At 70.7% G+C, this 13,708-nt stretch carries 13 protein-coding genes; 4 read left to right on the top strand and 9 right to left on the bottom strand.

The genetic code is table 11. The annotated features are described in order from the left end of the window. Positions 1-128: 128 nt before the first annotated feature. The 8 genes from AB0F17_RS25895 to AB0F17_RS25860 all read right to left on the bottom strand — a co-directional run bounded on the left by AB0F17_RS25895 (position 129) and on the right by AB0F17_RS25860 (position 6,483). Positions 129-446, bottom strand: a complete 318-nt coding sequence (locus tag AB0F17_RS25895) for a hypothetical protein (RefSeq protein WP_358027349.1) — start codon at positions 444-446, stop codon at positions 129-131. Positions 447-655: 209 nt separating this feature from the next. Then, entirely contained in the window at positions 656-1,609 is a 954-nt protein-coding gene (locus AB0F17_RS25890) for a hypothetical protein (RefSeq protein ID WP_358027346.1), read from the bottom strand. 150 nt (positions 1,610-1,759) lie between these two features. Beyond that, complete coding sequence (locus AB0F17_RS25885) at positions 1,760-2,629, bottom strand: ABC transporter substrate-binding protein (RefSeq protein WP_358027344.1); 870 nt, start codon at positions 2,627-2,629, stop codon at positions 1,760-1,762. Between the two features lie 89 nt (positions 2,630-2,718). Further along, positions 2,719-3,474, bottom strand: a complete 756-nt coding sequence (locus AB0F17_RS25880) for an SDR family oxidoreductase (RefSeq protein ID WP_358027342.1) — start codon at positions 3,472-3,474, stop codon at positions 2,719-2,721. Positions 3,475-3,657: 183 nt separating this feature from the next. Continuing rightward, on the bottom strand, positions 3,658-4,227 hold the full coding sequence (locus AB0F17_RS25875; RefSeq protein ID WP_358027340.1) for a flavin reductase family protein: 570 nt from the start codon (positions 4,225-4,227) through the stop codon (positions 3,658-3,660). 86 nt (positions 4,228-4,313) lie between these two features. Further along, complete coding sequence (locus tag AB0F17_RS25870) at positions 4,314-4,517, bottom strand: hypothetical protein (RefSeq protein WP_358027337.1); 204 nt, start codon at positions 4,515-4,517, stop codon at positions 4,314-4,316. A gap of 93 nt (positions 4,518-4,610) precedes the next feature. Continuing rightward, positions 4,611-5,450 carry an SDR family NAD(P)-dependent oxidoreductase gene (locus AB0F17_RS25865; protein ID WP_358027335.1) on the bottom strand — a complete coding sequence of 280 codons (840 nt, stop codon included), beginning with the start codon at positions 5,448-5,450 and terminating at the stop codon, positions 4,611-4,613. A 181-nt stretch (positions 5,451-5,631) separates the two neighbouring features. Continuing rightward, complete coding sequence (locus AB0F17_RS25860; RefSeq protein ID WP_358027332.1) at positions 5,632-6,483, bottom strand: helix-turn-helix transcriptional regulator; 852 nt, start codon at positions 6,481-6,483, stop codon at positions 5,632-5,634. Positions 6,484-6,608: 125 nt separating this feature from the next. Here AB0F17_RS25860 and AB0F17_RS25855 point away from each other — a divergent pair, with 125 nt between their 5' ends. The 4 genes from AB0F17_RS25855 (at position 6,609) to AB0F17_RS25840 (ending at position 10,740) form a co-directional block, all read left to right on the top strand. Further along, the gene (locus tag AB0F17_RS25855) at positions 6,609-7,463 is read left to right on the top strand and encodes a helix-turn-helix transcriptional regulator (protein ID WP_358027330.1); all 855 of its coding nucleotides are present in this window, start codon (positions 6,609-6,611) and stop codon (positions 7,461-7,463) included. Positions 7,464-7,623: 160 nt separating this feature from the next. Then, positions 7,624-9,030 carry an amidohydrolase family protein gene (locus AB0F17_RS25850; RefSeq protein WP_358027327.1) on the top strand — a complete coding sequence of 469 codons (1,407 nt, stop codon included), beginning with the start codon at positions 7,624-7,626 and terminating at the stop codon, positions 9,028-9,030. Between the two features lie 16 nt (positions 9,031-9,046). After that, entirely contained in the window at positions 9,047-9,736 is a 690-nt protein-coding gene (locus AB0F17_RS25845; protein ID WP_358027326.1) for an Atu4866 domain-containing protein, read from the top strand. Between the two features lie 86 nt (positions 9,737-9,822). Then, positions 9,823-10,740, top strand: a complete 918-nt coding sequence (locus AB0F17_RS25840) for an aminoglycoside phosphotransferase family protein (RefSeq protein WP_358027323.1) — start codon at positions 9,823-9,825, stop codon at positions 10,738-10,740. On the opposite strand, the gene AB0F17_RS25835 is transcribed toward AB0F17_RS25840, so the two are convergent. Beyond that, the gene (locus tag AB0F17_RS25835) at positions 10,734-13,499 is read right to left on the bottom strand and encodes a DUF6493 family protein (protein ID WP_358027321.1); all 2,766 of its coding nucleotides are present in this window, start codon (positions 13,497-13,499) and stop codon (positions 10,734-10,736) included. The genes AB0F17_RS25840 and AB0F17_RS25835 overlap by 7 nt on opposite strands. Positions 13,500-13,708 lie beyond the last annotated feature (209 nt).

The following is a 13,708-nucleotide window of genomic DNA, read 5'->3' as shown; positions in this document are numbered from 1 at the left end:
ATCCGGCTGAATGTCGAGCACCTACCGGGTGGCGGCGAACCGAAGCCGGTCTGGCCCGCGCCGACGCCGTGCTCCGCGTCCTGCCCGACTCAGGCACCCACCGCCACACCGTCGACGTGGTCTACTGATCAGCGTGGGCGGCTGAGGGCGGCCTCGGCCAGATCCGTCCATGTCTCGGCCGAGGAGTGGGGCACGACCACCCAGTCCTTTACCGCCCTGCCCTGCCCCGAGGGGTCGAACAGCGACGCCCCGGGCAGCTCGAGCGCGGCCGTGTGCTCGGGGGTATCCCTGACCAGCCGGAACACCATCGCGCCGTCGCGCTGCAGGCTCGCGAACACCTTCCCCACCTGATCTTTGAGCGCGGGACTCCCCATCATGCTGGAGATCCGTACACCCAGGTCGGCCAGCTCGGCGCCGACCTGCTGGAAATCCTCTTCTGCGGTCATCGTCAGTCGGTCCCCAACTCCATGGCGGCGTGGTCGAGCAGGCTAGTCGTCCTGACGGCACCGATCAAGGCCGGATGCGGGGTGCCGACCATGCCGAGTCTCGCCGCCGGTCCTCGACCATACGCGATAGATCACCATCAGCGCCGGCCAGGGCAATTGTGAAAATCAGCGGTAAAAGACAAGCTTAAGGATCTGCAGCTCCAGGGTGGTCAGCCCTTGCCGCGCGCCTCGAACCGGAGGTAGAGGTCCTGCTTCTTCGGCACCTTGAGCAGGGTCTCGACGACCTTGCCCTTGAGGTCCACGATGCCCACGCCCTCGCGGGTCGGCGCGAGCAGATGGCGCTCGTCGTACCAGCCCACCACGGGACTCCAGACGGGGCTGAAGGCCAGCTTGATCCTGGTGACGGCCTTGCCGGTGGCCGTGTCCCACACGCAGGCGGACTTCTCCAGCGGCATGCAGGCGGTGACGAAGCGGCGGCCCGACGGGGTGAAGGTCCCCTGTCCCTGGGCCGCCGGGCGTCCGCGTACGTGCCAGGTCCGCTTGACGGCGCCTGTGAGGTCGTACTGGCGGATGGCGGATTTGCCGTTCTTGCCCCAGCGCACCACGACACCCTCGCCGTCGCGGGTCCACTGGAAGCCGCCGACGGTGATGAGGGCGTTCTCGATGCGGACGAAGCGGGCCTTCAGCGTGGGCACGTCGATCAGGACGATGCCCTCGGAACGAGGCTCGTACCCCGGCTCGAACACGTTGAGCAGCAGGTGACGGCCGTCCGGGGACCAGGTGGGCCAGAGCGTGCGCAGGTACTGGCCCTCCTGCTCGGGATCGGCCGGGACGGGCAGCTCCACGTTGGTCCTGTCGCCGGACTCGCGGTCCACGAACGCCATCCTCGGCGCGCCGGGGGGCCTGGCGTCGAGGGTCGCCGTCCAGCGCTCGTCGGGCGACACGGCGACCTCCCCCTCGGTCTCGACGAACGCGCGCTTGGCCGGATCCCAGACCCGCTTCTTGAGCGACGGCGTCGAGTAGGAGGTGAACTGAATCGGCCGACCGGCCATCTTGGCCACGACCTTGGCCGAGGTGCCCGGCAGCTTGCCGACCGGCGGCTGGGCGGGGGCGGGGGCCAGCGCGGCGGTCATGGCCAGGGCGGCGGCTAAGTTCGTGATCATGTCTGCTCCTGGAAGCTCGGGCGCGTCAGCGGATCCTACAAGATCACGGGGAAGCCGGAACGCGGATCAACGCACAGGCGTCGGAGGTCCCATCAGGACACCCCGGAGCCGTTCGCGGAGCACTGGAGAGGCGAACGGTCCGCCGGGCTCCTAGGGTGCGGTGCGGTAGAACTCGGCTGCGGCGACGGTGGCGGGGACGCCGAGTTCGGCGGCGACCGCGGTGATCGCGGTGGCGCCGACGGTGAGGTCGGCTTGGCCGTCGGTGGTGAAGTACGGTGCGATGAACTTCTCGTAGTGCGCTCGTATTTCGTCCGCGGTGTGTCGGCCGAGGAACGTCTGGAGATGCCGCACCGTGGTGTCGGGTTCGTTCTGGATCACCTGCAGGGCGCGCCGGTGGGCTCGTAGGACGGCCTGGACCGCAGGGTCGTCCGGCTGGATGTAGGTGGGGTCGACGGCCACGCCTACGGTGGGGATCTGGAAGTGGTCGCCGACCCAGGCCAGCACCTGCCAGCCGTGTTCGGCGGCCACCGCCTCCGGTGCCATGGTGCTGCCGACCAGGGCGGCGTCGATCCTGCCGTCGTGCAGCCGGCGCAGGTCCATGCCGTAGTCGCCGGGCGGGCGGACGATGGTGTGGATGTCGCGGTCCGGGTCGAGGCCGGCCTGGCGCAGCACGATCCGGGCGAAGCACCCGGGTGCGGTGCGGGGGGCGTGCACCGCAAGCCGTCGGCCGGCCAGGTCGGCCAGGGAGGTCAGGCCGGGGCGGGCGAGGAACCAGAACAGCGGGCGGTGGGTGTTGACATTGAGTGCGACCCAGGGGATGCCATCGGCCAGCCGGGACAGCAGCGCCCGGCCGAGCCCGATGGTGGCACCGTGGCGCAGCCGCTCCTCGTCCCAGGAACAGCCGTCGCGCAGCGCGACGTGCACGCCCTCCTCGGCGTCGTAGCCCTGCTGGTCGGCGATGTAGGCGACCAGTTCCTCGTGCAGGCCCCGCCCCACGTAGGCGAGATCGATCGTGTACATGGACGTTTTCCTTGATCGTGTCACCGCCATGCGCCCGCGCGGATCCGCGGGCCCGGCTGCTGAGGTGACGGCGTGCCGGGACGTATACGTCAGTACATGGACATCCCGCCGTTGACCGCCGCCGAGGTGCCGGTCATGAAGGCGTTGTCCTCGCCGGCGTAGAAGGCGACCACTTGGGCGACGTCGCCCGGGTGCGCCAGGCGGCCCAGAGGAGTAGCGGCCACCTGCCGCTGCTTTTGCCGCTCGTCGAGCACACCCGCCATGCGGGTGTCCTCCACCGGGCCGGGCTCGACGATGTTGACCGTGATGCCCCGCGGGCCCAGTTCCTGAGCGAGGTAGCGGGCGAACTGCGCCAGTGCGGCCTTGGCCGTGCCCAGCGCGATCATGCCGTCCCGGGGCGCGCGGCTGAGGCCGGTACCGAGAAAGATGATGCGTCCCCAGCCCTGTTCGGTCATAGCGGGCAGGACGGCTTTGGTGACCGCGAACGCCGCACGCATCTCGTCGTCGAGCTTGCCGCCCAGTTCTTCCCACGTCATGTCCTGGAACGGCTTGATCACATACGGGGTGAGCGCGTTGTGCACGAGCACGTCGATGCCGCCCCATGTCGCCTGGACCTGCTCGATCAGGCTCTCGACCGCGGCTGCCTCGCGCACGTCGGCCTGCACGGCCATGGCCTGGCCGCCTGCGGCCTCGATGCCGGCCACGACCTCCTTGGCCGCCGGGGCACTGCGGAGGTAGTTGACCACCACCCGCATCCCCCGCGCGGCCAGAAGGCGCGCGGTGGCCGCACCGATTCCGCTGCTGGCCCCTGTCACCAATGCCACCCTGCCGGTCGCTCCAGTCACGGGCCCACCTCCTTGGCTCCCTCACTCCTACGCTACCAAGGCACGCTTTCCGGGCACGTGGGGCTACGTGCCCGGATGCCGTGAAGCCCGATCGAGCGCCTGGCGGGCGAACTGGCCGGTCTGCCGCAAACCGCGCCCTCACCAACGCGACCAGCCGCCGTCACCTACAGTCAGGGGCGGCGACTACTGATCGCGCGTCAGGTACTGCCATTTGGTCATGCGGTTCCGCAGGTCGAGGGTGTCGGCGTTCGCGGAGAAGGTGCCGTTGCCACGATGATGGAACTCGCCCGCTCCTCGTTTGCCGGCATCGAACCAGGCGCGCTCGCCGCGGAGAATCCACAGGTTGTAGTCGTCGACGAGCCTGTCATCGGCCACGGTGCATTCGATGTTGGCGAAGCACTCCTGGACGAGAGGCGCCCGGACGACAGCCGCAGGTGCGGGAGTGAAGCCGAACTTATCCCATTTGTCGATGTCGCGGCCGGAGACGTTGCCGACGTCGGTCACCTGTTCGGCCAGGTCGATGGAGGGGACGGCGATGACGCACTCGCCGGTGGCGCGCAACGCGTCGAAGCTGTGGTCCCACGGGCCGAGGATCAGCCCGATGAGGGCCCCGTGCGCGATCGGCATGTTGAAACCGTTGGTCATCAGGTTGGCGCGCTCGCCGTCGAAGGTGGACACCATGATGACCGGTCCGGGCTCGATCAGCCGGTGCACGAGGTCCAGCGGGTATTCGGCGAATCCTGTGGGGCTCATGTCGGGCCTTTCCTTGTGCGCTAGTGGGGGCCGATGGCTGGTCGGTGCTCAGGCATCGGCCTCCCTTCTCAGGGTCGCCGCTTGCGCTAGATGGCCTGGGCGGTGGGCAGGATGGTGATCTCGGTGAGGTTGACGTGGCGGGGCACGGCGGCCATGAAGGCCACGGTCTCGGCGATGTCACTGGACTGCAGGACGTCGACCTGGTCGATCAGGTCGGCCATGAGCTTGCCGGCGTCGGTGACCACGGCCACGCGGCCGGCGAGCGGAGTGCCGATGAGCAGAGCAGACATGTGTCGTACCTTCTTCTGGCGATTGACTTCTTGAGATCGGCAACGGTCGGTAGTGGCGTCCGGCGCCACGGATGAGCTCAGCTGATGCGCGGGTCAGGCGGCGTCGGCGTGCGCGGTGGCCGCCGACTTGGCCCGCCAGGCGTTCAGGTCGTGGTGGATCTGCTCGAGCTTGACCTGCAGCCGATCGATGGTGTCGGGCCCGAGGTAGAGGTGCCGGGGCAGGATGCTCTGGCCGGTGACCTCGTAGATCAGGGCCGCGCTCTTGATGGGGTCGCCGAGCTGGGTGTGGTTGGCGTCGTCGACCCAGTCGAGGGTGACGTGCGCCGGGGTGCCGTCGTAGTCGGCGATCCGCTCGCGCGCCAGCGACAGCGAGCTGGCGTCCAGGAAGTCGGTACGCAGCACGCCCGGTTCGACGACCATGGACTGGATGCCGAACGGCGACATCTCCGCGGCGAGGGCTTCGCTGATCCCGGCGACGGCGAACTTGGAGGCGCTGTACAGGCTGACTCCCGGCTCGCCTTCGAAGCCGGAGCGCGAACCGATGTTGACGATCTTGCCTGAGCCCTGGCGGCGCATACCGGGCAGCACGGCCCGGGTCATGTTGATCAGGCCGAACACGTTGAGGTCGAACAGCGAGCGGGCCTCGTCGTCGCCGATCTCCTCCAGGGCGCCCAGCAGGCCGCGGCCGGCATTGTTGACCAGCACGTCGATGCCGCCGAAGCGATCTGTCGCGGCCTGGACGGCGGCGGGGATGGCGCCGCTGTCGGTGACGTCCAGGGCGACGGCGAGAACCTGGTCGGAGGTCTGCAGGTCACCGGGCAGCCTGTCGGGGTTGCGCACGGCGACGACCACGTTGTCCCCGCCCTTGAGCGCGGCTCGGGCGATCTCGGCGCCGAGTCCACGAGAAGCGCCGGTGATGAACCAGGTAGTCATGATGATGTCTCTTCCTTGTGCGTCTCTTGTCGAGAGTTCCGGCGGAGTCGGTTCCCGCCGCTGACAGATTCGAGTCTGTGCAGCTCACGGGGAGAGAAGAAGGCCGGGACTTTCCTGGGAGGAGCACACCTAGGAAGGGAACGTCGAGCGAGGGCCGGGCACGAACAGGAGGCGGCAGCGGTCAGGTGGCGTCGTTGTTGTGCAGCGTCCTTGCCATCGGCCGCGCAACTGAGGAGCGCAGGTGCTCGAACGCGGTCGCGGTCGAAGAGGCGGGCTGGGCCTGGTAGACGACGAGTTGCTGGTGCGGGGCGCCGTTGACGGTGAAGGCGGAGAACTGGATGTGCAGGTCGCCCACGCGGGGGTGCCGCAGGTGCTTGCCCTCCTGCGTCTTCGACTTCACCTCGTGGCGGGCCCACAGCTCGGCGAACGCGGGGGTGGCCGAGCAGAGCTCGTCGACGAGCTGGTTGACGCGCGCGGACTCCGGGTCGTGGCCGTAGGCGGCCCGCAACTCGGCCACGCAGGAGTGCGCGGCCCGCTCCCAGTCCCGATAGAACTCCCGCCCTGCGGGGTCGGTGAACACCATGCGGGCCAGGTTGTCGGTGGCGCTGAACCCTTCGTGCAGGGCGGTGGCCATCGTGTTGGCGGCCAGGATGTCCAGAGCGGGGCCCAGCACGAACGCCGGCGAGGTGGGCCAACTGTCCATCAACTGCAGCAGTTGCGGGCTGACCTGGTCATCGGCGGCGGCCCGGCGCTGAACAGGCGGCCGGATCAAGCGGTGAAGGTGCTCGGTGGCCTCCTCGTCCAGGCTCAGGGCGCGCGCCACCGCCTCGACCACCTGCGGCGAAGGGCTCGACTCCCGGCCCTGCTCGAGCCGCACGTTGTAGTCGCTGCTCATGCCGGCCAGCATCGCCACTTCCTCGCGGCGCAGGCCCTTGACACGGCGCCGCCCGTACTCCGGCAGGCCGACGTCCTGCGGTTTGAGAGCCTCGCGACGGGCTCGGAGGAACTCTCCCAATGGCGTGCTTTGCGGCATTTCGCCAGGCTAGATGATGAATGACCGATGAGCCATGACGTGTCTGGGTGGTGGTGGTTTCCTAGGAAAAGTTCGCCCTGGCAGTGGTGATCCCTTTGCTGCCGCTCTCGCCTAGCCTCGGTGCCATGGACGGTGCCGACACGAGCAACGCCTTGGGGCGCTTCCTACGCCGCCACCGCGCGTTGACACGCCCTGAACGGGCAGGGCCGCAGACAGCGGGCCGCCGCCAGGTGCCCGGGCTACGCCGTGATGAGGTCGCCAGGCTGGCCGGGCTCAGCACCGGCTACTACGCGCGCCTGGAGCAGGGCAGGCAGCGAAACCCCTCGTGGCAGACGGTGGCCACCCTGGTGCGGGCTCTGCGGCTGGACGAGCCGGCCGCGGCCGAGCTGTACCGGCTGGCCCGACCGGTCGTCGGCCGCCGGCGCCCGGCGCGCGTAGAGCGGGTAGCCCCCGAGGTGCTCCGGCTCATGAACGGCTGGACGGACGTCCCCGCCTACGTTCTGGGCTGGTCGCACAACGTGCTGGCGCGCAACCCGCTCGCCGCTGCCCTGCACAGCCGGTTCGCCCACGACGACAACATGCTGCGCATGATCTTCCTCGATCCCGCAGGGCGAGAGTTCTTCCGTGACTGGAGCGCGACGGCCCGCGCGGCCGTGGCCGAACTGCGCAAGATCGCGCTCAACGCGCCCGACGAGCGAAGCCTGGCCGAGCTGGTGGGCGAGCTGTCCATCAAGAGTCCCCAGTTCCGGCGCTTGTGGGCGGAGCAGAAGTCCGGAGAAACCGTGCGCCGCACGATCCGGCTCTCCCACCCGGAGGTCGGCGAGTTGTACCTGATCAGGGCAGTCTTCCTGATCGCCGGCGCGCCCGGCCAGCGCCTGGTCACCTACCAGGCCGAACCCGGCTCGGCGTCCGCGGACGCACTGGCCCTCCTGGCGACCCTGGCCGCGTCGGACCTCGGCGAGTGCGGCCCGTCCGCGTAACTCCTCACTCATGGCCCGCCCTTGGTCTCGCGCTTTACGCGCCTCCATCCTAGGCATGGCGCTCCCAGGAAATCAGCGGCCTTCTTCGCCCCGGGAGACGTGGACAGACTCGGATCTGTCAGCGGCGGAACCCCGCCGCGACCCACGGAGAGAAGGCCCCATGAACACCGACATCACCCTCGACCAGCTGCGCCGCCAGGACACCGATCGCGACCGGCGCGTTCTGCTGACCGGCGCCACGATCGTCACCATGGATCCAGATCTCGGCGTTCTGCCCAAGGGCGATCTGCTCATCCAGGGCAGCACCATCGCCGCCGTCGCCCCTGACCTGCGCACCGCCGGCGCTGCCGCGGGCGCGGTCGTCATCGACGCCACCGGCTCCATCCTGGCCCCCGGCTTCGTCGACACCCACCGGCATGCCTGGGAGGCGCAACTGCGCCGGATCATGCCCGACGTGAACGACCTCGGCGAGTACGTCATGTCCACCCTGTCCGGCATCGCTCCCGCCTATCAGCCGCAGGACATGTACATCGGGACGAAGCTCGCCGCCCTGACCGCCATCGACAGCGGCATCACCACCATGCTCGACTTCTCCCACAACTCGCGCACCGCCGCCCACTCCGACAGCGCCATCGAGGCCCTGATCGACACCGGCATCCGAGGTGTGCATGCCTCCATGCGGCCGCACTTCGGAGACTGGGACGGCCAGTGGCCGGCTGACCTGACCCGGCTGCGGGACAAGTACTTCGCCTCCGGCGACCAGTTGCTCACGCTGCGCCTGGCCACCCTGGCCACCGATGAGATCGCCGGCCCCGATCTCGCCTACGGGCCCGCGCTCGCCCGCGTCGCCCGCGAGCTCGGCATCGGCGTCAGCGTTGACGCCGTCTTCGGCATCCCCTCCTCCCAGGCCATTCTGCGCTGGTCGGCCGATGGGCTGCTCGGCCCGGACGTGACGCTCATCCACAGCACCGGCTTGACCGCCGACGCCTGGCGGGCCATGGGCGACTCGGGCACCACGGTGTCGCTCGCCCCCACCTCCGAGGCGCAGATCGGCCTGGAGACCGCGGTCCCGGCCGTCGACGAGGCGCTCGCGTCCGGCATCCGCCCCGGTCTGAGCATCGACGTCGAAGTGGCTCTGGCCAGCGACATGTTCACGCAGATGCGCGCCTTGCACGCGATCCAGCGGATGCGCGCGGTCCATGCCGCCTACGGCACCGGCGCCACCCCCGTTCGGATCGGCGTGGCCGACGTCTTGGACTTCGCGACCCTGCAGGGTGCCAGAACCGTCGGCCTCGGCGACGTCACCGGCTCGCTCACCCCCGGCAAGCAGGCCGACTTCCTCATCGTCGGCGCCGAGGACCTCAACAACATGCCGCTCAACGACCCGATCGGCACTCTCGTTCTCGGCTCAGACCCGCGCAACATCCAGGCCGTCTTCATCGCGGGCCGGGTGCGCAAGTGGGCCGGCACCGTCCTCGGTGTCGATCTGGCCGAGCTGGGTCAGGACGTGCGCGAGTCCCGCGACCGCGTCCTGCGCCAGAGCACCACTCACCTACTCGATCACTGAAGGAAAGTGTCCTGACATGCGTACTCCGGAACAGCTCAAAGTCATCACCGACGACAACGTCCGCCCCCTCCTGCTGACCGGCGGCACGGTCATCAGCATGAACCCGATGCTGGGTGACTGGGAACGAGCCGACATCCTGATCGGCGGTCCCACGATCGTCGGTGTCGGCCCCGGCCTGCTCACCGCCGCCGAGGACGACGGGATGATCATCATCGATTGCGCCGGCCGTCTCGTACTCCCTTCCCGCGCCGACTTCACCGGCACCGGCACCACCGGCACGCTGACCCCAGGCAACCGCGCCGACATCGCGGTGATCAGCATCGCCGACCCCGAGGGCACCCCGGACGGCCCGGCCATCGCCCGCGACGGCCATCTGGACGTTCTCCTGCACGACGGCCGCGTGACCGTATGGGACGGACGCCCGGCCGGCGACCCCCAGCCCGTCTCCGAGACCGCGCCACCTGAGGCCGGCGCCGACCACTCCTGCCTCGGCCTGTGGGTGGATGAGAACGACTTCGTCCGCCAGCGGCTCCTGCCCGACGGCCGCTACGACGAGGCCCGCGGCGACCGCCCCAGCGCCTACCGGGGACGGTACTGGATCAACGGAACCCGCATCGACTATCTCGACGACCTGGGTTTCTGGGCCTATGGAGAATTCCGGGACGGCGAACTGCACCACGCCGGCTACCGGTTCACCCGCCACTGACAGCCAGATGAGCTGTCGTCCGTGATCCTGATCGCCGTGCCCGGGTCGGCGATGGGCGGGCCGCCATCCGGCTACTGTTGCTCCGCATGACCCACACCGAGATCGAGATCACCGCGGACTTAGTACGGGATCTGCTGCGCGACCAGCACCCCGACCTGGCCGATTACCCTGTGAGGCTCGGCGCGCGTGGCTGGGACAACCAACTGTGGCGGCTCGGCGACGACCTCGCCGTCCGGTTGCCTTGGGCAACGGAATCCGCGGATGAGATGCTGCTCAAGGAGCACACCTGGCTGCCCGCCCTCGCCCCGCGCCTTCCCTTGCCGGTTCCCGTTCCGCAACGCCTCGGCGAGCCCTCGCCGCAGTTTCCGCGCCCCTGGATCGTCACCACCTGGGTGCCGGGCGAGCCCGCCGACCGCGCCCCCGTCACGCGCGGTGCGGAGGCGGCCGACGCCTTGGCCGCCTTCCTGACGGCACTGCACCAACCCGCCCCCGAACAGGCACCCGCCGGCCGGGACCGCGGAGGGTCGCTGGCCGACTACTCCGAGGGGTTCGTCAAGGGGCTCGCCTCGGCCACCGAGATGGGGCTGATCCCCGACCCGGACGCCGTCCGCGCTGTCTGGGACGACGCCGTCGCCGCGCCCGACTGGACAGGGCCGGCGCTATGGCTCCACGGCGACCTGCATCCGGCCAACGTCCTCACCGCGGACGGCACCATCTGCGGCGTGATCGACTTCGGCGACCTCTTCGCCGGCGATCCGGCCGGCGACCTCGCCGCCGCCTGGAACCTGCTGCCGGACGGCGCCGCCGACCGCTTTCATGACGCCTACCAGCCGGCCCCAGACGCCGCGACCCTGCGCCGCGCACGCGGATGGGCGGTACGCCGCGCCCTCGGCGGCATCCACGTCGGCGAGGCCGGTGTCCACGGCCGGCCAGGCGGCAAGGCCACATGGGGCCCACCCGCCCGGGCCGCCCTGCGACGCCTCATCGCGACGGCCCATCACTGATCCGCCCGGTCGAGGTGCTCGTCCAACCGGCGGGCCGCGCGGACGAGCCCGCTCGACCCCTTGCGGGTGGCGATGCCGGCGACCTCGGGGATCGTGCCGCGCGCCTCGGCCCAGCGGGCGAGACAGACGGCGAGCTCCAACGCCCGGGTGTGGGCGGCGTTGCCCCGCTCCCCCGGCCCCGGCAGGAACACCGGCAGCAGCCCACGCATGATCGCCCAGGCCTCCCGGTGTGCTCCCTTGCGCGCTATGTCCTCCAGGCCCGCGCAGACCTGGCTCATGGGGATCCCGATCCTGCGCAGGCACAGGCCGAGCTGCCGGCCGCACTCCTCGGCGGGCAGACACTTGGCGGCGGCCGCCCGCAGCAGCAGTTCCCGGCAGCGTTCGGCGTGCCAGCCGCGCTCAGCCAGCAGCATGCCGAACAGGAACGCCATCCCCTCCCCCGCGGGGCCGTCCTGGTAGCACAGCGCGGTCACGTACGTGTGCAAGTAGCCCGGGTGCTGCCAGCTGCGGACCATGTGCGGGACGAGCTGCATGGCCACCGCCTCCCGGTCGGAGGGCAGCACCAGCGGCCCCGAAGCCAGATTGCCGCCGGGCACGCTCCACGTCATGAGGGGCGGGTCGGACAGCAGCGCGTCCACCAGCGCCATCCCCGTCGGCTCCAGCCGGACGACGGCGCGCGGGAAAGGCGCCGGCCACCCCCGAGCCCCGAGAGGCGCATCAGCCCGCGGCCATTCCAGCCGCGTCTCGGGTTCGGGCCGCTGCCTCAGCCAGCGCTCCAGCGCGGCGCCCGCCTCGGAGTGGCGGGCCAGCCGGCCGGCGCGGGCGCTCACCTCGGGATCCACCTCGCGTGGCAGCCGCAGCAGCGCCTGCTGCAGGTCGGCGGGCAGGGGCCGCACACCCGCGTTCTGGTAGCCCTCGATACGATCGGCCAGCTCGGCGGGGTCGATGTGGCCGGAGATGCGCGTCGGAGTGGCCAGGAGGTACGGCGGCAGCGTCTCTTCCTTCAGCGCGCTGTGGATCTCGGCGCAGCGCAGGAGCATGGCCCAGTGCGACGGTGATACCAGCTCCCTGTGGGGCAGCCGTTCGTGCGGCTTGGCCTCCCGCGCACTCGGCTCGCGTTCGCGCACCGTGGTCCCCCGAGCGGGGAGACGCGGTTCCCGTCCGGGGTCGGTGGCCTCACGCAGCAGCGCCTCGGTCCAGTCGGCCAGGTTCGACCACTCCTGTCGGGTGTACAGGTCGGTCGAGCGGCGCGGATGCTTCCTGTTGTGGGGGTTGCGGACGAAGCCGTCGAGCCACCGATCGAGCGCGTATTCATGATGGAACTGGTCGAAATCGCCGGCGAGGTCTTCGATCGGGCCGGGGAAGGTCCGGCGGCTCGGCGCGCTGAACGCCGGCAACCCGACGGCCTCGAAGCCGCCGACATCGGCAGAGCTGGGCGGTGTCACGGCGGCGGCGCCGTACGCCTCGGCCAGGCAGGCCGCCAGATCCGGGGGCAGCACGCCCGCCGCCTCACGCACCGCTTCGGCTCCGGCCGGTGTGAACCGTCCCGCGTGCTTGACCGCCAGCCGGACCGACCGCTCCCTGACCTCGTAGGACTCACACAGGAACGCCGAGGCCAGCGCGGGCGCAAGCTGGTCGAGGTCATCGCCGGCCGCACGGGCTGCCTGGTCGAGCAGGGTGAGCCCGGCGCGCACGAGCTTGCCTTCGGGGCGGAACAGGAGCGCCGCCACCGCGTCGTTGACGTCCTCGCCGCTCAGCCCGCCCGCGCCGCTCAACTGCCGCAGGGCCAGCTCGGCGACCGGACCCGGAGCGGCGGGCAGCAGCCGCAGGTAGTCGCGCACACGTTCCGGGCCGTGCCCGGGCTCCAGCAGCTCGTGCAGGCGGACGAAGAACCGCAGGTCCGTCGCGCTGCCGCCGCGCAGGAACCGGCGCACGCACCCCTCGACCAGCGCCTCCCGCTCGACACGCCCGGCGTCGGCCAGGTCGCGCAGCGCGTGCAGCCAGGACCGGCGGCCGCCCTGCCCCTCTTCGCCTCGGTCGTCGCGCAGCACCCGGCCCACGCCCTCGGCTTCGAACAGCCGCGGGATCAGGTGCTCGGCCAGCGGATCGCCTTCGAGGTCGGGCGTTGTGGACACCCAGGCGGCCACCAGCGGCTCGTGGTCGGGAAGCGGGGCTCCGGTGCGGCGCAGCAGTTCCAGCGCCAGCGCGACGGTCCCGTCCCCCCACCCTCGGGGGGTGCCGCGCAGGCGTCCTGCCACGCGTACGGCAAGGTCGGCCTGCCACTCAGGTGGGCGCGCGGCGATGACCCGCAACAGCGGCTCCACGGGGAGGCCCCCGTTCCGGCCGGCGAAGTCGCGGCGGAAGATCCAGGTGGCGACCGCGGCCGCGCCGCCCAGCGTGCCCGCGCCCGCGACCATCATGGGGGCGATCCAGTCGTCGCGCATCGTCCAGTCGACGTCGCGGTGGTGGGCGTGGTAGGAGCCCGTCGACCACCATCGGTGGAACGCCTCCTCCTCGGACAGGCCACGGGCCACCTCAGCCGCGATGAACGTCTTGCGACCCTGCTGTTCCTCGGCTGTGGCCTGTTCCCGTAGACGGTCGAAGCGCTCGTGCGTGGCCTGCCGGGCAGAGCCGATGTGGCGGGGCAGCCGGCGGGCCACCTCGCGGCATCCGGCCGTATCCAGGCGTAACACCTCGTCTGCCGACCTGGACGCGTCACCCGCGCCGACGGCCTCCGCCACGCGCTCCCACCCGCTCACGCGCCCACCCCCGCGAGGCCGTCGCGCCGAGGGGCGCGGGGGTGCAGGGTGAGGAAGCGGGCGCCGCCAGGCGCCGGCACGGCAGCGGTCATGACCCAGACCATAGAGATCGTCCCCGACAGAAGCCGTCCGGGCCGCGCGGAGCAGCTACGGCCCGGTCTCCTCACGAAAGCCATGCTCGCCTGGGTGGCGGGCTCACCGGCCACGCC

It is taken from the genome of Nonomuraea sp. NPDC026600, from assembly GCF_040638335.1.
Lineage (GTDB): Bacteria > Actinomycetota > Actinomycetes > Streptosporangiales > Streptosporangiaceae > Nonomuraea.
Note: the sequence above shows the minus strand (reverse complement) of the source record. Positions and strands in the feature narration are given on the sequence as shown.